Source organism: Microvirga pudoricolor (genome assembly GCF_016892705.1).
GTDB classification, from domain to species: Bacteria; Pseudomonadota; Alphaproteobacteria; order Rhizobiales; family Beijerinckiaceae; genus Microvirga; species Microvirga pudoricolor.
This window is the reverse complement of record NZ_JAFEMB010000005.1, coordinates 343,922-364,810: the sequence shown is the minus strand read 5'-3', so window position 1 is coordinate 364,810 and position 20,889 is coordinate 343,922. Positions and strand designations below refer to the sequence as shown.

The following is a 20,889-nucleotide window of genomic DNA, read 5'->3' as shown; positions in this document are numbered from 1 at the left end:
CGACAAGGCCCTCGATCACCTCATCGGCGCCAACGAGGATTGGCAGCGCAAGAAGGACATCATCGAAAGCGTGCCGGGCGTCGGCGCCATCACCGCCCGCACGCTGCTCGCTGAGCTGCCCGAGCTGGGACGCCTCTCCGCCAAGCAGATCGCCGCCCTGGTCGGAGTCGCCCCGCTCAACCGCGACTCCGGAAAGCAGCACGGATACCGCGCCATCGGCGGCGGACGCGCCAGCGTGCGCCGCATCCTCTACATGGCCGCCATGGGCGCCGCCACCCGCAACAACGCCCAGCTGAAGGCCTTCTATCAAAAGCTCCGCGCCGCCGGCAAAAAGCCCAAGGTCGCCCTCGTCGCCGTCATGCGAAAGCTCATCGTCATCCTCAACGCCCTCGTCCGAACAAACCAGACTTGGAACCCCAAACACGCTTGACACTCAACACAGTCGCTCCCCGACCACCAGCCCCGCTGGTGGTCGCCTTACATCAGGGGAGTACGCGATGGAGCCCTACAGCGCCTGGGCCGACGCCCTGTCCAAATTCCACACCGCCTCCGAGCCGATTCAGGCGCTCTGCATTGTGGCTTTGGCTGCGACGATCATCGGCGTGACGTGGTGCATGGCGCGGGTTCTGCGTGACGTAGTGCGGGCGTTGGCGGGGCAGGGGGCGGCTTACGTGATCGCGCTGGACGGGCAGGGCCGCTGGGTCGTGCGGCGGGTAGAGGACGGAGATGTGCGGGATTGGCGGCAGTTGCCGGTGGCATCCATGCGTCACGACATGCTGTCGCTCCCGCGCCAAGGATCCTCCATCCATCATGAACCCAACCCTCGTCATGGCCGGGCCTGACCCGGCCATCCACGTCTTACGACGTGGTTCGTGGATACGCGGCTCAAGGCCGCGCATGACGGTTGTGCTTGTCGAAATCCGCTATACTATTGCGATATGCAGAAGGGCGGCTGGGTCTATCTCATGTCCAACAGGCGCAACGGTACGCTCTATCTCGGCGTGACGAGCCACCTCTCCTTACGTGCCTGGCAGCACCGCGAGGGCCGCATCGACGGCTTCACGAAGGAATACGGCCTGAAGCGCCTCGTCTGGTACGAATGGCACGACGACATCCGCACCGCGATCCAGCGCGAGCACACCATGAAGCACTGGAAACGCGCCTGGAAGGTGCACCTGATCCACGCGATGAACCCGGAATGGGACGATCTCTATGAGGTGCTGAACCAGTAGTGTCGTGCGTTGGCGCGCCCACATTGTCGATGCGCCCAATCGCTCGCAGTACCACCAACGCTAACCAGCGTCTCATCTCGTTCGAGCCACATACCCCCACCGTCATGCCCGGCCTTGAGCCGGGCATCCACGTCTTCCGACGTAGCCCGTGGATGGCCGGGTCAAGCCCGGCCATGACGATTAGTTCGCTATCAGTCTTAACGTGTTGCTCATGTATCCAGTTGCCTTAATTGGCAATCGATGGTCCGGAAATCTGCCGGGGCTCAAGAATAGTTCACCTGGCGTCCGAGCAAGCTCAGAGGGGTATTCAACAGAAATCAAATTTTTATCGTGACAGATAACACAGGTGACTAGGGCATTATCGTGGAAGATAAATTGGTATAGCCCAATATCTGGTTTTTCGGTTTGAGCAAATCTATAGGCAAACTGATTCCATACAGACCATTGTCCTTGTCGCAGGGTGCCCTCTTCCTCAATGAGGTAATTTAGGTCGGGCACTTCGCCTTTTATGTACTCGGGTCCAATTCTCACATCCGAGATGACTATACCTGTTCTCGGAACAGCTAAACCTGTTCGCTTATAATGAGCTGCGAGGCCCATTTTCGCACAAAAATTATAGATATAGGTTCTCGTTATTGGACCAATAGCCAGGATATCGAAGTCTCCCGTCCCAAGCTCGCGCTGCAAGAGCATTTTCTTGCGAAGTAGTTTTGGGTCGTGGAAAAACATCTCCGTTAGAACATCAGGATCATTTCTGGAAACGTCCCGGATAACTCTTTCTAATTCGTCGTCATGTGTTCGATTATTGTTGACGAAGGCCTTTGTTCTAAAAAGCATAGTGCAGACAGATTCACTGAGCGAACTGAGTCGATTACAATCTGCGCACGCAGGGAAAACGAAATCGTTCGGTCTAGCTTTGCCTTCGAACATATTGCGAGGAGGCATGTGGTCGATTTCGGTCGTGTCATGGACACCACCGCAGTAACAGCAGCTGGGGTGCTTGCTGGCAAATCTTTTAAATTTTAAGGAACGTTCACCCATTCGAGGACCAGATTGGTTTAGATCTTGCAATTATTGAAACAAATTCCAGTCAGCGATACGGTGAAATCTCCGCAATTCGGACATACATTACCTGAGAGCATTCCTTTGTTAACTTCTTCCCAGCGTCTTTTGGCCAACCAAATCGGGATGTCACACGTAGTAGCCATCTCGCCCGAGTTAAGGAACGCTCTAGCTAGTTCGTCTGGAGCCAGCAAGTAACGTGCATAGGTATGCGCCTGCCACTCAACGCCTTCTTCTTCCATATGCCAGCTGTGAAATTCGTTATTAGGATCGCTGAAGTGCTGAGCGTGACCGCTATGAAGCACAAGATGTCCGAACTCATGCGCGAGTATATATCGCGCGTCTGGATCACCTAACTTTGAGTGCTCCCAAACTTCGTCATCACAAATAAGTTCAGGTTTGCCGCCTGAAACAAATGCGGGCCAATCCTCATGGCCCGCGAGATTTCTTAGGGATACTTTGATTGGGCAGCGAATGATCTTCGGAAGATCGTTGCCGAAGAACTCCACGACATTGAAATTTGGCTCCTGAGCTTTAGGCGATAGCGCCCTATGCTTTGTTGCTAAACGCGCAAGGTCTTCCTCTCGCCAGAAATGGGGAGCTTTGAAGTTTTTACCCATAGCTCCCCAGCCTGAACCTCAACTACAACCCGTCGTGCTGCCGCAAGTATCGCACTTCAAGCACGTCCCGTTCCGCACCAGCGTGAAGTTCGCGCATTCAGGGCACGACTCTCCTACATAGCCCTTCATCTTCGCCTCAGCCCGACGATCCGCGACTGACGGGGCGGGAGCTGAAAACGCCAGCTTCGACATCTCCGCTTCACCGACCTTCGCTTCCGCCTGCACGGCGGGCTCTTCCTTCAGCGCAACCGCGCCCATGGTGAGGCCGCCGGTGCGCGGGGCAGGGGTGCCCATGCCGCCGGGGATGACCATGAGGCGGTCGGCGGCGCCGCGGACGAAGCCCGTGGAGATGTAGGGCGTGGCGGGGGCGGCCTCGGGGGCCTTCGACTGGTTCTCGCCCGACCCGATGGTGGTGGGTCCGAGTTCGGACGGGTCCACATGGGCGAGGTCGTTGCGGCTGAGATACGAGACCGCGAGCTCGCGGAACACGTAGTCGAGGATCGAGGTCGCGCTCTTGATGCGCTCGTTGCCCTGCACGAAGCCCGCCGGCTCGAAGCGCGTGAAGGTAAAGGCCTCCACGTATTCCTCCAGCGGCACGCCGTATTGGAGACCGAGCGAGATCGCGATGGCGAAGTTGTTCATCATCGCCCGGAAGGCCGCGCCTTCCTTGTGCATGTCGATGAAGATCTCGCCGAGACGGCCGTCGTCGTATTCGCCAGTACGCAAGTACACTTTATGGCCACCGACGACGGCCTTCTGGGTGTAGCCCTTCCGGCGGTCGGGCATCTTCTCGCGGTCGCGGATCGCCACCACGCGCTCCACGATCTTCTCGACGATCTTCTCCGAGAGGTTCGCGGCCTTGGCGGCGGCGGGAAGCGCCGTCAGGGTCTCGACCGCGTCCTCCGCATCCTCCTCCTCATCGGCGATGAGAGCGGAGTTCAGCGGCTGCGAGAGCTTGGAGCCGTCGCGGTACAGCGCGTTGGCCTTCAGCGCCAGGCGCCAGGACAGCATGTAGGCGTTCTTGCAATCCTCGACGGTGGCGTCGTTGGGCATGTTGATGGTCTTGGAAATCGCACCCGAGATGAAGGGCTGCGACGCCGCCATCATGCGGATGTGGCTTTCCACCGAGAGATAGCGCTTGCCGATCTTGCCGCAGGGATTGGCGCAATCGAACACCGCGTAGTGCTCGGTCTTGAGGTGCGGCGCACCTTCGAGGGTCATGGCGCCGCAGATGTGGATGTTGGCGGCCTCGATGTCGGCCTTCGAGAAGCCGAGATGCTGCAAGAGGTCGAAGGACGGGTCGTTGAGCTTCTCGGCAGGCACCTTCAGGGCGCCGGTGAGGAAGTCTTCGCCGAGCGTCCAGCGGTTGAACACGAACTTGATGTCGAAGGCGCTCTTCAGGCCCTTCTCCACCGCGTCGATCTTGTCCTGCGTGAAGCCCTTGGCGGCCAGCGTGGATGGGTTGATGGCGGGAGCCTGACCCATGGAGCCGTGGCCGACAGCGTAAGCCTCGATCTCGGCGATCTCGTGCTCACGGTAGCCGAGCGCGCGGAGCGCATCGGGCACGGCCCGGTTGATGATCTTGAAATAGCCGCCGCCCGCGAGCTTCTTGAACTTCACCAGCGCGAAGTCGGGCTCGATGCCGGTGGTGTCGCAATCCATCACGAGGCCGATGGTGCCGGTGGGCGCGATCACCGTGGCCTGCGCGTTACGGTAGCCGTGCTGCTCGCCGAGTTCCAGGGCGCGGTCCCAGGCCTGGCGGGCGTGAGCGATCAGATCCTGATCCGGGCAGGACGCGTGATCCAGCGGAACCGGGTTGTTGCTGAGGCCCTCGTAGCCCTCCGACACGCCATGGGCGGCGCGGCGGTGGTTGCGGATGACGCGCAGCATGTGCTTTGCGTTGGCCTTGTAGTTCGGGAACGCGCCGAGCTCGCCCGCCATCTCGGCGGAGGTCGCGTAGGACACGCCGGTCATGATCGCCGTGAGGGCGCCGCCGAGGGCGCGGCCTTCATCCGAGTCGTAGCCGAGGCCCATGGTCATCAGCAGGCCGCCGATATTGGCGAAGCCGAGGCCGAGCGTGCGGTACTCATAGGAGAGCTGCGCGATTTCCTTGGACGGGAACTGCGCCATCATCACCGAGATTTCGAGAACCATGGTCCAGAGACGGCAGGCATGCTCGTAGGATTCGACGTTGAACTTGTGGTTCTTGCGGTCGAAGAACTGAAGCAGGTTGGCCGAGGCTAGGTTACAGGCCGTGTCGTCCAGGAACATGTATTCCGAGCAGGGGTTCGACGCCCGGATGCGGCCACCGGCGGGGCTGGTGTGCCAATCGTTCATGGTGGTGTTGAAGTGCAGGCCGGGATCGGCGGACGCCCACGCGGCGTGGCCGATCTGCTCCCACAGGTCGCGGGCCTTCAGGGTCTTGGTGACCTTGCCGTCCTTACGGGCCTTCAGGTGCCAGTCGCCGTCCGATTCCACCGCGCGCAGGAAGTCGTCGGTGAGCGAGACCGAGTTGTTGGAGTTCTGGCCGGAGACCGTGAGGTAGGCGTCGGAATCCCAATCGGTGTCGTAGATCGGGAAGTCGATATCCGTGTAGCCTTGGCGCGCGAACTGGATGACGCGCTTGATGTAGTTGTCCGGGATCATCACCCGGCGGGCGAGCTTGATCTCCTTCTTGAGGGCCGGGTTCTTCTCCGGGTCGAAGCAGGCATCCCCCTCGGCCTCGCAGTTCACGCAGGCCTTCATGATGGCCTTGAGGTGCTTGTTGCCGAGCTTGGAGCCGGTCACGAGCGCCGCGACCTTCTGCTCCTCCTTCACCTTCCAGTCGATGTAGGATTCGATATCCGGGTGATCGACGTCCACCACCACCATCTTGGCGGCGCGGCGGGTGGTGCCGCCGGACTTGATGGCGCCGGCCGCGCGGTCACCGATCTTCAGGAAGCTCATGAGGCCCGACGAGCGTCCGCCGCCCGACAGCCGCTCACCCTCGCCACGAAGCCGCGAGAAGTTGGAGCCCGTGCCCGAGCCGTACTTGAACAGGCGCGCCTCGCGAACCCATAGGTCCATGATGCCGCCCTCGTTCACCAGATCATCCTCGACGCCCTGGATGAAGCAGGCATGCGGCTGTGGATGCTCATAAGAAGACTTGGACTTGGTGAGCTTGCCGGTCTTGTAGTCCACGTAATAGTGGCCCTGGCTCGGCCCGTCGATGCCGTAGGCCCAGTGCAGACCCGTGTTGAACCATTGCGGGGAGTTCGGCGCCACCATCTGGTTGGCGAGCATGAAGCGCAGCTCGTCATAGAAGGTCTGGGCGTCGTCTTCCGACGAGAAATAGCCGCCCTTCCAGCCCCAATAGGTCCAGCAGCCCGCGAGACGATCGAACACCTGCTTGGAGGAGATTTCGGAGCCGATCCGCTCATCCTCCGGCAGCTCTGCCAGCGCGGCCTCGTCGGCCACCGAGCGCCACAGCCAGGACGGGACGTCGTTCTCTTCAACCTTCTTCAGGCGGGCCGGGACACCGGCCTTGCGGAAATATTTCTGGGCCAGCACGTCCGACGCGACCTGGCTCCAGGTCTCCGGCACCTCGATATTGTCGAGCTTGAAGACGATCGACCCGTCCGGATTGCGGATCTCGCTCGTGGCGAGCCGGAAGGCGAGGGAGGAGTAGGGCGACTGCCCCGGCTTCGTGTAACGCCGCTCGATCCGCATGGCACTGTTCCTCAAATCGGGGACAAGCATCCCCGGGCCGCGACATCGCCGCAGCCTGACCCACCAGAATTGTTAGACACTCCGGCACCCCTCAACGAGGGATGACCTGACACGCGCAACGACCGAGCGGCGATCACTCCAGACGCCGAAAAACCGCACGGCAGGAGCCTGCCACGTGGCCTGGACGCTCAGCCCTTTGGGGGAGTGGTTCCGGTTCTTCCGAACCGGTCGCCGATCTCTGATCAGCACCCCGCCAAGCTAGTCGTTTTGCGAGCCTCACGTCAAGAACTAGTGTCGAGGGGAGTCGTTCCCGACTATATCTTGTGTTTTGGTGTGAATCCTGTGGATAGTTGGCTCAGCTCCGGCTAAGCCTCGGAGACTCCTTCACGAATCCCAATCCGATATTTTCGGCTTTTTCCGGAACCTATTCCCGGTCGTGGTTAATAGGTGACTAAGCACCCACAAGCGGCGCCTTGTCGGCAAACCCGTTTACCAATCGTTAACCATAGCCGTGCCTATGGGAGAATTTCCCTAAAAGCATTGGAAGTCCCAGAGAATCGCCCGTCCGACCACCAGAATCGGGGCGTGGGGAATCACGGAGCTTCCACTCGATGACAAGGCTGGACTTACAACGCCCACGGGGCCATATTCCGCGCCATCTTAAGACCCCTTATCGGATCCCAACGCGGATTCCCCGGCGGCGGCGATGAAACAGTTCTTTTTGCAGTTCTTCACCTGGTGGAACGGCCAGACCATGGGCACCCGGTTCTACACCTGGCGCAAGGGGCAGTTCGTGGGCCAGGACGAGTTCGGCAATACGTATTACCGCGCCCAAGGGCACGTGATCGATTCCAACGTGGGCTCGGAACGCCGCTGGGTCATTTATAACGGCGTCGCCGACACCTCGAAGGTCCCGCCCGGCTGGCGCGCCTGGCTTTGCCACAACGGCGACGTTCCGCCGAGCGAGGAAACCTACACGCCGCGCGAGTGGGAAAAGCCGCATATCCCGAACATGACCGGCACACCCCTGGCCTACCGCCCGTCCGGCTCGCAGCTCTCAACGGGCCAGCGCCCCGCTGCCACCGGCGACTATGTGCCCTGGACGCCGGGCGAATAGGCCCATCGGCTCTCACGTATGCTCAACCGTTCCACGCCGCGCGCCTGCATCGTCTGCGGGCGACCCTATGGCGACCCGGCCTTCACCTATCATGCCGGCAAGGCCCAAAGCGGCCCGGCCTATTGGTCGGATGAGGGGCTCTTGTGCACGCCCGCCTGCGTGCTCGAGCATGCCAAGCGCCGGGACGACGAAGGCCGGCCCATGACGGACCCGGCTCCCGATCCATTCGAGGGCCGCTCACGCTAGTCTATGGATCGGATCGGTGGAATGCCTCGACGTTCTCGGCCAAGTGCGCGGCTTTTCCCGTGCCGGTGAGGACGATGCCCGATCCGACCTCCCGTTTCAGGAACCCGAACGCCTCCTGGGCGGCGGCTTCGAACGGTCCCTCGGTCACCAGGGCGCCCATGGCGAAGGGGCGGTTGATCACCGGAACGACGCCCTTCCGGCGACAGAGGGCGACGAGATCGGCCAGTTCAGGATTGGCTCGGTTGAACGGAAACTGCAGGAACCCATAGAGGCCCGTCTCGATGGCAACCCGGCCCGCTTCCATGTCCGTCACGCTCGCCCCGAATCCCGAGACGCCGCGCTCGCGGGCATAGGCGAGAGCTGAAGCTACGTCCGGATGGCCGACCACGTCGCGGGTCCCCTTGTGCACTTGCAGGACATCGATCCGCCCGAGGCGGTCGAAGCTGCGGTCGATGCTCCGCCGCAGCGCATCGCGGGTATGGTTCACGCGGCTCCCGCCCTTAGCCTCATCCCATTCCTCGCCGGCCTTAGTCATGACGAAGGCGGAGGCCGCTTCGGCCTCGGCGCGGCTTCGCAGAAACCGCCCGAGACGCGCCTCGCTCGCCCCATAGGCGGGGGCCGTGTCAAAGATGCGGATGCCCAGCGTCCAGGCCGCCTCCAGGAGCCTCTGGGCGGCCTCATCATCGGGCGGGACGGTTTGGGCGACACCCCAGACCCGTCCCAGAGAGACGAGTCCGAGGCCGAGTCGGAGATCCAGTGCCGGACGGGTCATGACAGGGCCTTAAGGTTTGGGATGGAAATGGGTCTGGAGACGCAGGGGCGCCTCGGAGAAAAGGCCGAAGGCCTGCACGACGTATCCCTGGGGGACCTCGATCCCGCGCGCGACCCCCATACCCTTCAGGACGCCCCCACGCAGGTCCGGATCGGGCTCGCGGTGACTCCCGCCCGTGCCGAGCCGGCACTCCTGACAGCGGATCGGACCGAGAACCTGCGCGCCGTCACCGAGGTGGTTTGACAGGAGGAGGGAGCCTCCGCCCAGCAGCCGCGCGCGGCTGCCGATCGCAATGGACGAGCCTACCCCGGCCTTGACCGTGAACCCGCCTTCCTCGCCGATCTCTGCATCGGACCCAATCGCGATCGCCCCGCCCTCGGCCACGATGCGGGTGCCGGGGTAAAGATGCGTTCCCGAGCGGATGGAAAGGCTGCCGCCGGTCAGGCTTAGAACCGTTCCGGGCCAGATCACCACGCCGGGCGCCAGGTCGATCCCGGCCGAGACAAGTGTGGAATGGGGGTCGGGCACGAGGATTCCCGCCTCGCCGAGAGCGGCGGTCTGCGCCGCGCTCATGAAGCCCAAACTGAGCCGGGCGGCGTCCGATATGGTCTGCATCTGGCTCCCTCATCGCCGTCGTCCCGCGAGGCGCTTTGACGGTTTCCTGCCCAGCTTTCGCACGGACCTGCCCTTTTTAGAACACCGTTCGCATGGTATCGCGTCTGCGCAAGCTGGATGCGGCCGATTGGGCCGCGGCGCATGAGGCGTGGGCGTTCGGGATGAGTTTCGACGGGATGAGCTTTGGACTGAAGCGGGCGACGCTGGCTCTCGCTCTGATGACGCTCGGCGCGGGCGCGGCCCAGGCAGACCGCATCAAGAACCCGACCGCCGTGTTCTCCGGGCTCGATAAGATCACGGGCCGAATCGTCTCCTTCGAGGTGGCCGTGGACGAGACGGTGCAGTTCGGCTCGCTCCAGATGACACCGAAGGTCTGCTACACCAAGCCGCCCAACGAGAACCCCAACACCAGCACCTTCGTGGAAGTGGACGATGCCGGCCTCGACGGGCAGCCCAAACGCGTGTTTTCCGGCTGGATGTTCGCCTCGAGCCCCGGCCTCCACGGCATGGAGCACCCGGTCTACGACATCTGGCTCGTGGACTGCAAAGGCGGCACCCAGGTGATCGCGGAGCCCAAGGAGGTTCCCGAGGAGCCCCCGCCGATCCGCCAGGAGCCCGCCTCCGCCCGACCGGGCTCACCAGGGCAGCCGGGCGACATCATGGCGCCATCCCCCATCCAGCAGCCGCAAGCCGCGCCTCAACCCCAGCCCCAGGTTCAGCCGCAGCGGCCGGCGAGGCGCGTCATCCAGCCCCAGCAGGCGCCGGTGATCAACAACGAGCGCACCAACGACCGCTAGGGCTCCAGGGAACCCGGCAGCTCCGCCAGGGCTTCCGCGCCGGAGACGGTGCGGCCGGTGGGCCAGGTGTACCAGTCCGCCTCCTGGCCCATGGCCGCATGGAGCATTCTCTTGTAGTCGCGCCGGGGGATCTCGATCGCTCCGAACTGCGCCAGATGGGGTGTGACGAACTGGGTATCGAGAAGGCTGAAACCGCCTCGGCGCAAGCGCGCCACGAGATGCACGAGGGCGACCTTCGAGGCGTCCCGCTCCTGGTGGAACATGCTCTCGCCGAAGAACGCCCGCTGAAGCCGCACCCCGTAGAGGCCGCCCACGAGACGATCATCCTTGTAGACCTCGACCGTGTGGCAGTGACCGGCGTCGAAAAGCGCGCCATAAAGGTCACGGATGCGCCGGCTGATCCACGTCTTTTCCCGGTCGAGGCCAGGGGCCGCGCATCCTGCGACGACGCCGTCGAAATCGTGATCCACCCGAACCGTGAAGGCGTCTGACCGCACCGTGCGGGCCAGCCGCTTCGTGATGTGGAAGGTGCCAAGGGGAATGATCCCGCGCTCGCGCGGCTCGACCCAGAACAGGGAGGGATCGTCCGCGTCCTCCGCCATGGGAAAGATCCCGGCCGCATACGCCTTCAGCAGAACCTCGGGAGTGATGTCGATCTGATCGCCACGCATCGCCGTTAAGGTAGCACGACGCCGACGACGCTCAAGACCGCATCCGGCACGGATGCGCGCCGAAACCTCGGATGGAGTCCGGGTATATTGCGGTCAGAGAGGACGCAGAAGCCGCATCCCGAGATCCCGAAGCTCGTCCTTGCTGCGGGAGCCCTTGGCCACCATCGCCCAAAGATCGTGCCGGTCAGGCCGCCGAAAGCCCACGAATCCGGAAAATCCGACGCCATCGCAGGCCCGCCGCAGCGACGCCAGGGTGAAACCGGTGTGGTGAGCCATGTAGAGGTTGCCCTCCCGCATGGCCGGGCGGAAGCCGTAGAGCATGTCGAGGGGCGCGACGGGCCCGCGAGGGCTCTCGTAGAGCGGCAGGTCGATATCGCCCGTCGCAAGCCTCTCGCCGATGGATTGCAGATCCGGGCAGGTGATGACGGCGATCCCGTCGTTCTTGAGCACCCGGTGGAAGGCGGCGAGCGCCTGTGGCACCTCGTGCGGATACAGGTGTTCGATGTTATGGGCCGAATAGACCGCATCGAAGCTGCCCGGTACCACGTGAGCGAGTTCGGGCAGTTTGTCGACGATGTCCGGAGCCACGCTCTCGTCGATGTCGAGGGTCACTTCCTCCCATTGAGGGGACGCGAAGGCCTCGACGGTCCGATCTTTGCGTTTCGGACCGCAGCCGACATGGAGAAAGCGCGGCATGGATCAGGCCTCTTCGCCCAATCCGCCGGTCTTCAGGAAATTTTCCAGCCAGTGGATGTCGTACTGGCCGTTCTGAATGTCCGGGTTACGCACCAGGGTGCGGAAGAGCGGCAGGGTCGTGTCGATGCCGTCCACCACGAACTCGTCGAGCGCCCGGCGCAGGCGCATGAGGCACTCGTTGCGGGTGCGGCCATGGACGATGAGCTTGCCCACCAGCGAATCGTAATGCGGCGGGATCCGGTAGCCCTGGTAGGCCGCCGAATCCACGCGGACGCCGAGGCCGCCGGGCGGGTGGAAATAGCTGATCGTGCCGGGGGAGGGGCGGAACGTGGAGGGATGCTCCGCGTTCACGCGGCATTCGATGGCGTGGCCTTCGATCTTGATGTCGCTCTGCTTCACGGAGAGGGGGGCGCCGGCCGCGAGGCGGATCTGCTCGTTCACGAGGTCGATGCCCGTGATCATCTCGGTGACGGGATGCTCCACCTGGATGCGGGTGTTCATCTCGATGAAGTAGAACTCGCCATCCTCGTAGAGGAACTCGATGGTGCCGGCGCCGAGGTATTTGAGCTCCTGCATCGCCTTGGCGACGATGCCGCCGATGCGCTCGCGCATCTCCAGGTTCAGGGCGGGCGAGGGGCCTTCTTCCCAGACCTTCTGGTGGCGGCGCTGGAGCGAGCAATCGCGCTCGCCCAGGTGCACGGCGTTGCCGCGCCCATCGCCCAGGACCTGGATCTCGATATGGCGCGGCTTCTCGAGGTACTTCTCGATATAGACCGCATCATCCCCGAAGGCGGCCTTGGCCTCGGTCTTGGCGCTGGCGAGGGCGTACAGGAGGTCGTCCTCGTTGCGCGCCACCTTCATGCCGCGTCCGCCGCCGCCCGCCGCCGCCTTGATGATGACCGGGTATCCGATCGTCTTGGCGACCTGCCTGGCCTCGTCCTCGTCGGTAATGCCGCCCTCGGACCCCGGCACGCAGGGGATGCCGAGACGTTTGGCGGTGCGCTTGGCTTCGATCTTGTCGCCCATGATGCGGATATGCTCCGCCTTGGGGCCGATGAACGTGATGCGATGGTCCTCGAGAACCTCCGCGAAACGGGCGTTCTCGGACAGGAAGCCGTAGCCCGGATGGATGGCGTCGGCGCCTGTGATCTCGCAGGCCGCGATGAGGGCCGGAACGTTCAGGTAGCTGTCACGGGCGGCCGGAGGGCCGATGCAGACGCTCTCGTCGGCGAGACGCACGTGCATGGCGTCCGCGTCGGCGGTGGAGTGGACCGCCACGGTGGCGATGCCGAGCTCCTTCGCGGCGCGCAGGATTCGCAGGGCGATCTCCCCGCGATTGGCGATCAGGATTTTGTCGAACATCGGGCTCACTCGATGATGATCAGCGGCTCGCCGTATTCGACGGGCGTGCCGTCCTCGACGAAGATGGCCGTCACTGTGCCGGCGCGGGGGGCAACGATCTCGTTGAAGGTCTTCATGGCTTCCACCAGCAGCACCTTGTCGCCGACCGCGACCTTGGAGCCGATCTCCACGAAGGCCTTCGCCTCCGGGGAAGGCTTCCGGTAGGCGGTGCCCACCATGGGCGAGAGCACCGCGCCCGGATGGGCGGCCGGCTTGACCGTCGGCGCGGCCTCGGCCACCGGCGGCGGTGCCATGACGGCGCCCGGCGCGGCAGCGACGGACGGCATCGAGACCGGAACCGTCACGGCCGTGACCGTGCGCGCCACGCGGATGCGAAGGTCGCCCTTCTCCACCTCGATCTCGGTCAGATCCGTATCGGCGATCAGGTTCGCCAATTCACGCACGAGATCCGGGTCGAAAGGGTTGTCCTTGGGCATGGGGTTATCTCTTGGGCTTGAGAAATCGGGAACGGCGCCTTCCGGGGCCTGCCATGACCCAGGCCGCCATACCTCGCGCGGGAGCCGACCCATCCCGGCTCGCAGGGGTGCGGCCGTGGGTCCAGGCATCTCGACGACCGGGCAGGGTCGGGGTGGGTCCGTGACGGACAAGCGTGGCGATCATCGCAGCAAAAAGGCGCTCCGGTGCCTCCCTCGCGGAGGCGGAAGCGCCCTCTTAGCCAAAAGGCGGGCCCGGGGAAAGGGGAAGCGCCTGATTTCCAGAGGCTTCCTCCAAAGGCTTTCCGTGGAGGCGTCCGGGCGAATCGGCGATGCCCTTGGGGCAATTGCGGCGGGTCAGCAGGTGGCCTTGCCGCACTGGCGGACGCTGGCCACGACGCCCTTGAGCGGCTCAAGGCCCACGGCGCCGGGGATGACCTCGTCGCCGATGATGAAGGCAGGCGTACCCGTGAGGCCGAGCTTGTCGCCCAGGGCCGCGTTCTCCTGCAGGGCGTCGCGCACGTCCGCGCCGGAGACGTCCTTCTGGAGCTTGGCGACGTCGAGACCCATGTCCTTGGCGACCGCCATGGCCCGCTCGCCGTTCACCCGGCCCTTGCTGTCCATCAGCTTCACGTGGAAGTCGAGAAGCTTGTCGCCCTGGAGTTGGTTGCGGGCCGCCAGCGCGACCCGGCTCGCCTCGACGGAATCCGGCCCGAGGACCGGAAAATCCTTCAACACCACCCGCAGCTTGGGATCGGACTTGACGAGGGTTCGGACGTCGGCCAGCGCCCGCTTGCAGTAGCCGCAATTGTAGTCGAAGAACTCGACGAGAGTGACGTCGCCCGATGGGTTGCCCACCACGTAGGAATGGGGCGCGTTGAGAACCGCCTCACGGGTCTCCTTGAGGGCGCCCGCCTGGGCTACCCGTTGGGCATCGGCCTGCCGCTTCTCGAGTTCGCCGATCACCTCCTGGAGAACCTCGGGGTTCTTCATGAGATAGTCCCGGACGATCTCGCCAATGGCCTGGCGCTGCCCTTCGTTGAAGGCCGGGGTCTGGGCCGAGGCCGCAGAACCGAGAGCCAGGGCACCTATGACGGTGCCGGCGGCGGCGGCGATCCGCCAGGATTTCAGGAGAGAGAAGCGCATCGTCGGTCCTTTGACGGGCTCCGGGCGGTTCCGAAGCGATAGGGTTGTCGCATGGGTTAGCGGGTCGGGCAGTCAGGCGTCAATTCACGGCTTTGTCGAGCCGATCCCGAAGCCTTGCCGGTTGAGGCCGGCGGCGCCAGAGGGTACGAGGCTCCCCATGACCAAAAACGCCGCCATCTTCTCGACCCCCCGCATCGCCCACAGAATGGACCGGGTCTCGTCCTTTCTGGCCATGGATGTTTTGAGCGCCGCTGCGGCGAAAGAAAGGCGCGGCGACAGCGTCATCCATATGGAGGTGGGCCAGCCCTCGGCCCCCGCACCCCGGGCCGCGAGGGAAGCCGCGAAGGCCGCGCTGGAGGCGGGGCGCATCGGCTACACCGAGGCCTTGGGCATCGCCCCCCTACGGGAGCGGATCGCCCGACACTACCGGGAGGCCTACGGGGTCGACGTCGCACCGGAACGGGTGATCGTCACCACGGGCTCGTCCGCCGGCTTCGTGCTGGCCTTCCTGAGCCTTTTCGACGCGGGCCAGCGGGTAGCCATCACGGCGCCGGGCTATCCGGCCTACCGGAACATCCTGGAGGCTCTGGGCATCGAGCCGGCGACCATTCCCCTGAGCAAGGCCGATGGCTGGATCATGACCGCGAGCGCGATCGAGAAGGCCTACGCGGACAAGCCCTTTCACGGCGTGCTCGCGATGAGCCCGGCCAATCCGTCCGGAACCATGATCGGCCGCGACGCCCTGGGCGCCCTGGGCGCGGCCTGCCGCCGCATGGGCCTCTGGTTCGTGTCGGACGAGATCTATCACGGCTTGACCTATGCGGCTCCGGCCACCACGGCTCTGGAAACCGATGACGACGCGGTCGTCATTAACTCATTCTCGAAATATTATTGCATGACCGGCTGGCGCATCGGCTGGATCGTGGTGCCCGAACGGCTCGTGCGCCCGGTGGAGCGGCTGGCCCAGAACCTCTACATCTCCCCGCCCTATCTGTCGCAGGTGGCAGCGCTCGCCGCTTTCGACGCGGTCGACGAGCTGGAAGAGGTGAGGGCCGGCTATGCGCGCAATCGCGAGCTCCTGCTGAACGAGCTGCCGCGCATCGGCCTGTCGGAGATGCACCCTGTCGACGGCGCTTTCTACATCTATGCGGACGTGGCCCGATACACGAACGATTCCATCGCGTTCAGCAAGCGGATGCTGGATGAGACCGGAATCGCCGCGACGCCGGGGCTCGACTTCGATCCCATCGAGGGCTCGCATTACCTGCGCCTGTCTTTCGCCGGTTCCGAGAACGATTGCCGCGAGACGGTGGCACGCCTCGGGGCCTGGCTGAAATAGGCTCGGAGCAGGGCGGAGACGGACGCTTTCCGGCGATCCGCAGAATGAAGCGCTGCGCTCACCCCGAGGGGCAAGAGTGTCAAGTCGCGGCGCGGCGGTCAGATCCTCGACCGAGCACCTGTGGCCGCCATGGTCGTCCATCTCGGTCGGCTGCCTCCAGAGGATTGGTCTGAGCGGGCACGAGTCGGGGTGACGCCGATAAGGCCTTTCGATCGCCCCGTCCAGCGGATGCGAAAACGCCCCGGTTCGTCGAACCGGGGCGTCTTGAAATCACTCGCCGCCGAGAACCTGCTTGGCCCGCGACCACCAGCCGGCCCGCTTGGGGCGGCTCGGGTCGGGTGGGGTCAGGACCACGGCCACGGGCTCCGGCTCCGGTTCCGCCGGCTGCGGCCGTTCGGCGTCGGGACCCGCCCCGATGGGCTCGACGGGAGCGACGGTCACGATGCTTTCGGGACCGGCGGCCGGGACCGGATGGCTCTCCGTCACGGCCGGAGCGCTCTGGACTTCGGGCTCGCCCGCCGCTTCCGGAGCGGCCGACGCGACTTCGCCTGCCTCGCTGTTCCCGGTGCCCTCGACAGGCGCCTCAGCTGCCTCTTCGGCCGATCCCTCGGCCATGAACTCGCCGTTCTCGTCGCGGCTGCGACCGCGGCCACCCCGGCGGCCGCGCCGGCGCCGGCGTCCGTTGCGCTCTTCGCTGCCGTTGGCCTCGGCGACCTCGCCGTCGGCAGAACCCCCGTCCTGGGCCTCGGCCGTTTCCTGCGCGGTATCCCGGGCCTCGGCGGTCTCGTCAGCCTCGGAGCCCTCCTCCTCGTCGGATTCGTCACCGGCCGAACCGTCCTGGTCGGAGTCGGCCGAACCAGCCTCCCGCTCCCGACCGCGACGGCGACGACGGCGGCGGCGGCGGCGGCCATTGCCGTCCTCCTCACCCCGCTCCTCGTCGGATCGGGCTTCGGACTCGGCGGCCTCCTCCTCGTCCTCCAGCGGCAAATCCTCGTCCTCAGGCTCGTCCATCGGCGCTATGGCGTCAATCTGGATCCCGGTGGCGGGGGCCTTATGCTCGATCCGCAGGGCAGGCTCACCGCGCTCGACGGTGTAGTTCGTGGTGCCCACCAGCGTTTCGTCGGCGATGATCGAGATCGCCACGCCGAAGCGGGTCTCCAGCTCGCGCAGGTGAATGCGCTTCTGGTTGAGGATGTAGAAGGCGGCCTCCATCCGGGTGCGGACGACGAGGTTGAAGCCCGAATTCTTGATCAGGGTCTCCTCGATGGAGCGCAGCACGTGCAGCGCCACCGACGAGGTCGCGCGGACGAAGCCGGTGCCGGCGCAGTGCGGGCAGACCACGGAGGAGGATTCCAGCACGCCGGTCCGGATGCGCTGGCGCGACATCTCGAGCAGCCCGAAGGGCGAGATCCGGCCCACCTGGATGCGGGCGCGGTCGTTCTTCAAGCACTCGTTGAGCTTCTTCTCGACCGCGCGGTTGTTCCGCTTCTCCTCCATGTCGATGAAGTCGATGACCACGAGGCCCGCGAGATCGCGCAGGCGGAGCTGCCGGGCGATTTCCTCGGCGGCTTCGAGGTTGGTGCGGAGCGCCGTGTCCTCGATATTGTGCTCGCGGGTCGAACGGCCCGAGTTCACGTCGATGGAAACCAGGGCCTCGGTCGGGTTGATGACGAGGTAGCCGCCCGATTTCAGGGTCACGTGGTTGGAGAACATGGCGTCGAGCTGGGCCTCGATGCCGTATTTGGCGAAGAGGGGCTGCGGCTCGCGGTAGGGCTGGACGATCTTGGCATGGCTCGGCATGAGCATGCGCATGAAGTCCTTGGCCTCGCGGTAGCCATCTTCTCCGGACACGAGAATGTCGTCGATGTCCTTGTTGTACAGGTCGCGGATCGCCCGCTTGATGAGGGAGCCCTCCTCGTAGACGAGGGCGGGGGCGGCCGAGTTGAGGGTCAGCTCGCGCACGCTCTCCCACAGGCGCATCAGGTACTCGTAGTCGCGCTTGATCTCAGGCTTGGTGCGGGAGGCGCCGGCCGTGCGCAGGATGATTCCCATGCCGTCCGGAACCTCGAGCTCCTGGGCGATCTCCTTCAGGCGCTTGCGATCGGCCGCGTTGGTGATCTTGCGGGAGATGCCGCCGCCCCGGCCCGTATTGGGCATGAGCACCGAATAGCGGCCCGCGAGCGACAGGTAGGTCGTGAGAGCCGCGCCCTTGTTGCCGCGCTCCTCCTTGACCACCTGCACCAGCAGGATCTGCCGGCGCTTGATCACTTCCTGGATCTTGTACTGCTTGCGGTGCTGGCGGGCACGTCGCGGCATGTCCTCGATGGCGTCGTCGCCGCCGAGCTGCTCGACGATCTCGTGCTCCTCGGGCTGGTCCTCGTCGCCCTCGTCCTCGTCGTGATCCGCCTCGACGTCGTCACCGGCCGGGGCCTCCGTCTCGGCTCCAGCCTCGACGACGGCGGCGTCGACCTGCGTGTCCGTGACCGCGACCTGCGTGTCCATGACCTGGACGCCAGCCTCGTCCGCCGAGGCCTCATCGACGGCCTCGGCCGGAGCCGGCGTCTGGTGGTCCTCGCCCAAGGAGACGTCCGGCACGATCAGGGCCGAGCCTTCCTCGCTGGTTTCGCCGCCATCCTGGGCCGGCGGGGAATCCTCGCTCTCGGGCTCGGCCGCCGGGGACGTCACGGTCTCGTCGGGAGCGGCCTGCTTGGGGGCGGAGCGGCGGCGGCGGTTTCGGCGGCGCTCCTCCTCCTGCTCTTCCTCGCGCTGGGCCTCGGCCTCGGCTTCGAGGAGGGCCTGCCGGTCGGCGACCGGGATCTGGTAATAATCGGGGTGGATCTCGCTGAAGGCCAGGAATCCATGGCGGTTGCCGCCATATTCCACGAAGGCCGCCTGAAGGGACGGCTCGACCCGGGTCACCTTCGCCAGATAGATGTTGCCACGGAGCTGCTTGCGGCTAGCCGACTCGAAGTCGAATTCCTCGACCTTCTGACCACGCACCACCACGACCCGGGTCTCCTCCGGGTGGGAGGTATCGATAAGCATCTTGTTTGCCATGTTGAACTCTCGACATGGCGATCGAGGGCAAGACCTGTTGCAGGAACCGCTTGAAGGGCGGGAGGCCGCGCCGGATGAGCCGACGGGCTGAAAATGCTAGGGGGATGCTGTCGATCGCCATCATGCGCCGCGATGGGGCGCATTCTGGGTTGAACTGGGCCGACGCCATGCCGATTGAAGCGGAACATGGGCGGACGCGAAACCGATCGCGCGCATCGATGGATGCCACTGAGGCAGTCATGACTGACTGAGCCTGTGCAACCATTCGACGACGGCCCTTTCGAAAACGATGGGGCAGCCTGGGCTGACCATCGGCAAAAAACGGCGTAAAATCCGCCAAATGAGCCAGTCCATGAGCCTGTTGAGCGTGGCAGGGGCTCGATGAAGGATCGATCAACACAACCGTATCCAGCGAGCCCCGCCAGATTCGGCCATGCCGGACGGGATCATGATCATTACAGATTGATTGTGCCGTTTGGCAAGATGTCTGGGACGATGTGACTAGGATGCAACAGTGCTGCAATTAACGGTGCCTGCGGCTTGAGGCTTCATTAACCAAGCGCGGCCTATGGACTACGAGGGGGCTCCTGAACAGCGGCGGACAGGATGCTATCGAGGTCGATCAGACAATTCGCAGGGGTTTGGCTCGCGGCGGCGCTCGCCTGGGGCGGTCCGGCCATGGCCGCGAGCGAGGGGGTGCCCGCCGGGCAGGCGCCCGTCGCCGAGCCGGCGCCCGCCATCGGGGCAGCGCCTACCATCGCGGCGGCGGTCGCGGTCGAGTCCGAGGGCGCCAGGACCCGGCTCAAGATTACCCTGTCCAAGCCCGTGACGGCCAAAACCCACCTCATGGAGCGGCCCGACCGCATCATCGTCGACCTGCCGGAGGTGACGTTTCACCTTCCCGCCGATACGGGCCGCAAGCGCGAGGGCGCCATCGCGTCGTTCCGCTACGGGCTCTTCGCTCCCGGCCAGTCGAGAATGGTCATCGATCTGGCCCAGACGGCCCTCGTGTCGGGCGTCAAGGTGGACACCATCGCGGGGGACGGCACCGCCGTGATGACCATCGAGCTGACCCGGACGGAGCGGGACGATTTCCGCAAGGCGGCCGCCGAGAGCGCGACGAGGTCCCAGGCCAAGGGCCCAGCGGCTGCGCCGGGCGGTCTGGACGGGGACAGCCGTCCCCTGATCGTTCTCGACCCCGGCCACGGCGGCGTCGATCCGGGAGCGGCGTCTCTTGCGGGCACCTTCGAGAAGGAGATCGTGCTGACCTTTGCGCAGCTTCTCAAGAAAAGGCTCGAAGCCTCTGGCCGATATCGCGTTCTTCTCACCCGCGATCAGGATGTGTTCCTGTCCCTGGAGGAGCGGGTGAAGTTCGCGCAGGGCCGCAAGGCGGATCTCTTCATGTCGATCCACGCGGATTCCATCTCCGGCGGCCAGGAGGTGCGCGGCATGACGGTGTACACCCGCGCCGAGCGCGCATCGGACGCGGATTCGGCCCGCCTCGCGGAGCGCGAGAACAAGGCCGACGCCGTGGCGGGCATCGACGCCACGGAAGCGCCCGACGAAATCTTCGACATCCTGCAGGACCTGACCCTGCGCGAGACCCGCGCCTTCTCCCATGGAATCGCGGGAGGCCTTGTCGATCAGCTCGAATCCGTCGCCCGGCTGAACAAGAACGCCCGCCGCGAGGCCCGGTTCTGGGTGCTGCGGGCCCACGACGTGCCGTCGGTTCTCCTGGAGCTCGGCTACCTGTCGAGTCGGAAGGATTACGACCTTCTGGTCTCGGAGGAGTGGCGCAACAAGGCCACCCAGGCAATTACGGTGGCGATCGACCGATTTTTCGCCAGGCGCCTGGCCAAGCAGGGACCTGCCGCAGTTTTACCATAGATAGAGTGTGGATACCGGTGGCGGATGGGCGATTCCTCGGCTAACAGATCCGGCTTGCGGGCCGGGCCGTTCGGGCGGAGGGATCGCTT

At 64.7% G+C, this 20,889-nt stretch carries 19 protein-coding genes; 8 read left to right on the top strand and 11 right to left on the bottom strand.

Going from position 1 to position 20,889, the window contains the following annotated elements:
* The 3 genes from ILT42_RS17730 to ILT42_RS17720 all read left to right on the top strand — a co-directional run.
* Positions 1-430, top strand: a 430-nt coding sequence (locus ILT42_RS17730) for a transposase (protein WP_204217033.1), incomplete at its 5' end; no start/stop codon positions are given.
* 67 nt (positions 431-497) lie between these two features.
* Entirely contained in the window at positions 498-842 is a 345-nt protein-coding gene (locus tag ILT42_RS17725) for a hypothetical protein (RefSeq protein ID WP_204217032.1), read from the top strand.
* 96 nt (positions 843-938) lie between these two features.
* Entirely contained in the window at positions 939-1,232 is a 294-nt protein-coding gene (locus ILT42_RS17720) for a GIY-YIG nuclease family protein (RefSeq protein ID WP_204217050.1), read from the top strand.
* Between the two features lie 180 nt (positions 1,233-1,412).
* Here ILT42_RS17720 and ILT42_RS17715 read toward each other — a convergent pair whose 3' ends face one another.
* The 3 genes from ILT42_RS17715 to ILT42_RS17705 are packed head-to-tail and all read right to left on the bottom strand — an operon-like array spanning position 1,413 to position 6,622.
* Positions 1,413-2,273, bottom strand: coding sequence for a hypothetical protein (locus ILT42_RS17715; RefSeq protein ID WP_204217031.1), 861 nt, complete (start codon positions 2,271-2,273; stop codon positions 1,413-1,415).
* A gap of 17 nt (positions 2,274-2,290) precedes the next feature.
* Positions 2,291-2,914, bottom strand: coding sequence for an ImmA/IrrE family metallo-endopeptidase (locus ILT42_RS17710; protein WP_204217030.1), 624 nt, complete (start codon positions 2,912-2,914; stop codon positions 2,291-2,293).
* Between the two features lie 18 nt (positions 2,915-2,932).
* On the bottom strand, positions 2,933-6,622 hold the full coding sequence (locus ILT42_RS17705) for a vitamin B12-dependent ribonucleotide reductase (RefSeq protein ID WP_204217029.1): 3,690 nt from the start codon (positions 6,620-6,622) through the stop codon (positions 2,933-2,935).
* Positions 6,623-7,328: 706 nt separating this feature from the next.
* Here ILT42_RS17705 and ILT42_RS17700 point away from each other — a divergent pair.
* Together ILT42_RS17700 and ILT42_RS17695 are read left to right on the top strand one after the other, a co-directional pair.
* On the top strand, positions 7,329-7,739 hold the full coding sequence (locus ILT42_RS17700) for an NADH:ubiquinone oxidoreductase subunit NDUFA12 (RefSeq protein ID WP_204217028.1): 411 nt from the start codon (positions 7,329-7,331) through the stop codon (positions 7,737-7,739).
* Between the two features lie 18 nt (positions 7,740-7,757).
* Complete coding sequence (locus ILT42_RS17695; RefSeq protein WP_204217027.1) at positions 7,758-7,985, top strand: hypothetical protein; 228 nt, start codon at positions 7,758-7,760, stop codon at positions 7,983-7,985.
* 1 nt (position 7,986) lies between these two features.
* On the opposite strand, the gene ILT42_RS17690 is transcribed toward ILT42_RS17695, so the two are convergent.
* Together ILT42_RS17690 and ILT42_RS17685 are read right to left on the bottom strand one after the other, a co-directional pair.
* Positions 7,987-8,757: an aldo/keto reductase gene (locus tag ILT42_RS17690; protein ID WP_204217026.1), complete on the bottom strand. Its 771-nt coding sequence runs from the start codon at positions 8,755-8,757 to the stop codon at positions 7,987-7,989.
* Positions 8,758-8,766: 9 nt separating this feature from the next.
* Positions 8,767-9,372 (bottom strand): hypothetical protein, encoded by a 606-nt coding sequence (locus ILT42_RS17685; RefSeq protein ID WP_204217025.1) that lies wholly within the window; start codon positions 9,370-9,372, stop codon positions 8,767-8,769.
* 176 nt (positions 9,373-9,548) lie between these two features.
* Between ILT42_RS17685 and ILT42_RS17680 the strand changes: the two genes are divergently transcribed.
* Positions 9,549-10,169 (top strand): DUF2155 domain-containing protein, encoded by a 621-nt coding sequence (locus ILT42_RS17680; protein ID WP_407664612.1) that lies wholly within the window; start codon positions 9,549-9,551, stop codon positions 10,167-10,169.
* Here ILT42_RS17680 and aat read toward each other — a convergent pair.
* The 5 genes from aat to ILT42_RS17655 form a co-directional block, all read right to left on the bottom strand.
* Positions 10,166-10,840: a leucyl/phenylalanyl-tRNA--protein transferase gene (gene aat / locus ILT42_RS17675; protein WP_204217023.1), complete on the bottom strand. Its 675-nt coding sequence runs from the start codon at positions 10,838-10,840 to the stop codon at positions 10,166-10,168. The genes ILT42_RS17680 and aat overlap by 4 nt on opposite strands.
* 93 nt (positions 10,841-10,933) lie before the next feature.
* On the bottom strand, positions 10,934-11,536 hold the full coding sequence (locus tag ILT42_RS17670; RefSeq protein WP_204217022.1) for a class I SAM-dependent methyltransferase: 603 nt from the start codon (positions 11,534-11,536) through the stop codon (positions 10,934-10,936).
* A gap of 3 nt (positions 11,537-11,539) precedes the next feature.
* Positions 11,540-12,898, bottom strand: coding sequence for an acetyl-CoA carboxylase biotin carboxylase subunit (gene accC / locus ILT42_RS17665; protein WP_204217021.1), 1,359 nt, complete (start codon positions 12,896-12,898; stop codon positions 11,540-11,542).
* Positions 12,899-12,903: 5 nt separating this feature from the next.
* Positions 12,904-13,374: an acetyl-CoA carboxylase biotin carboxyl carrier protein gene (accB, locus tag ILT42_RS17660; protein ID WP_204217020.1), complete on the bottom strand. Its 471-nt coding sequence runs from the start codon at positions 13,372-13,374 to the stop codon at positions 12,904-12,906.
* A 354-nt stretch (positions 13,375-13,728) separates the two neighbouring features.
* Positions 13,729-14,517, bottom strand: coding sequence for a DsbA family protein (locus ILT42_RS17655; protein ID WP_204217019.1), 789 nt, complete (start codon positions 14,515-14,517; stop codon positions 13,729-13,731).
* Between the two features lie 157 nt (positions 14,518-14,674).
* Here ILT42_RS17655 and ILT42_RS17650 point away from each other — a divergent pair, with 157 nt between their 5' ends.
* Positions 14,675-15,856, top strand: coding sequence for a pyridoxal phosphate-dependent aminotransferase (locus tag ILT42_RS17650; RefSeq protein WP_204217018.1), 1,182 nt, complete (start codon positions 14,675-14,677; stop codon positions 15,854-15,856).
* 270 nt (positions 15,857-16,126) lie between these two features.
* Here ILT42_RS17650 and ILT42_RS17645 read toward each other — a convergent pair whose 3' ends face one another.
* Positions 16,127-18,913: an Rne/Rng family ribonuclease gene (locus tag ILT42_RS17645; RefSeq protein ID WP_204217017.1), complete on the bottom strand. Its 2,787-nt coding sequence runs from the start codon at positions 18,911-18,913 to the stop codon at positions 16,127-16,129.
* 606 nt (positions 18,914-19,519) lie between these two features.
* On the opposite strand from ILT42_RS17645, the gene ILT42_RS17640 reads away from it, so the two are divergent.
* Positions 19,520-20,800, top strand: a complete 1,281-nt coding sequence (locus tag ILT42_RS17640) for an N-acetylmuramoyl-L-alanine amidase (protein ID WP_204217016.1) — start codon at positions 19,520-19,522, stop codon at positions 20,798-20,800.
* Positions 20,801-20,889 lie beyond the last annotated feature (89 nt).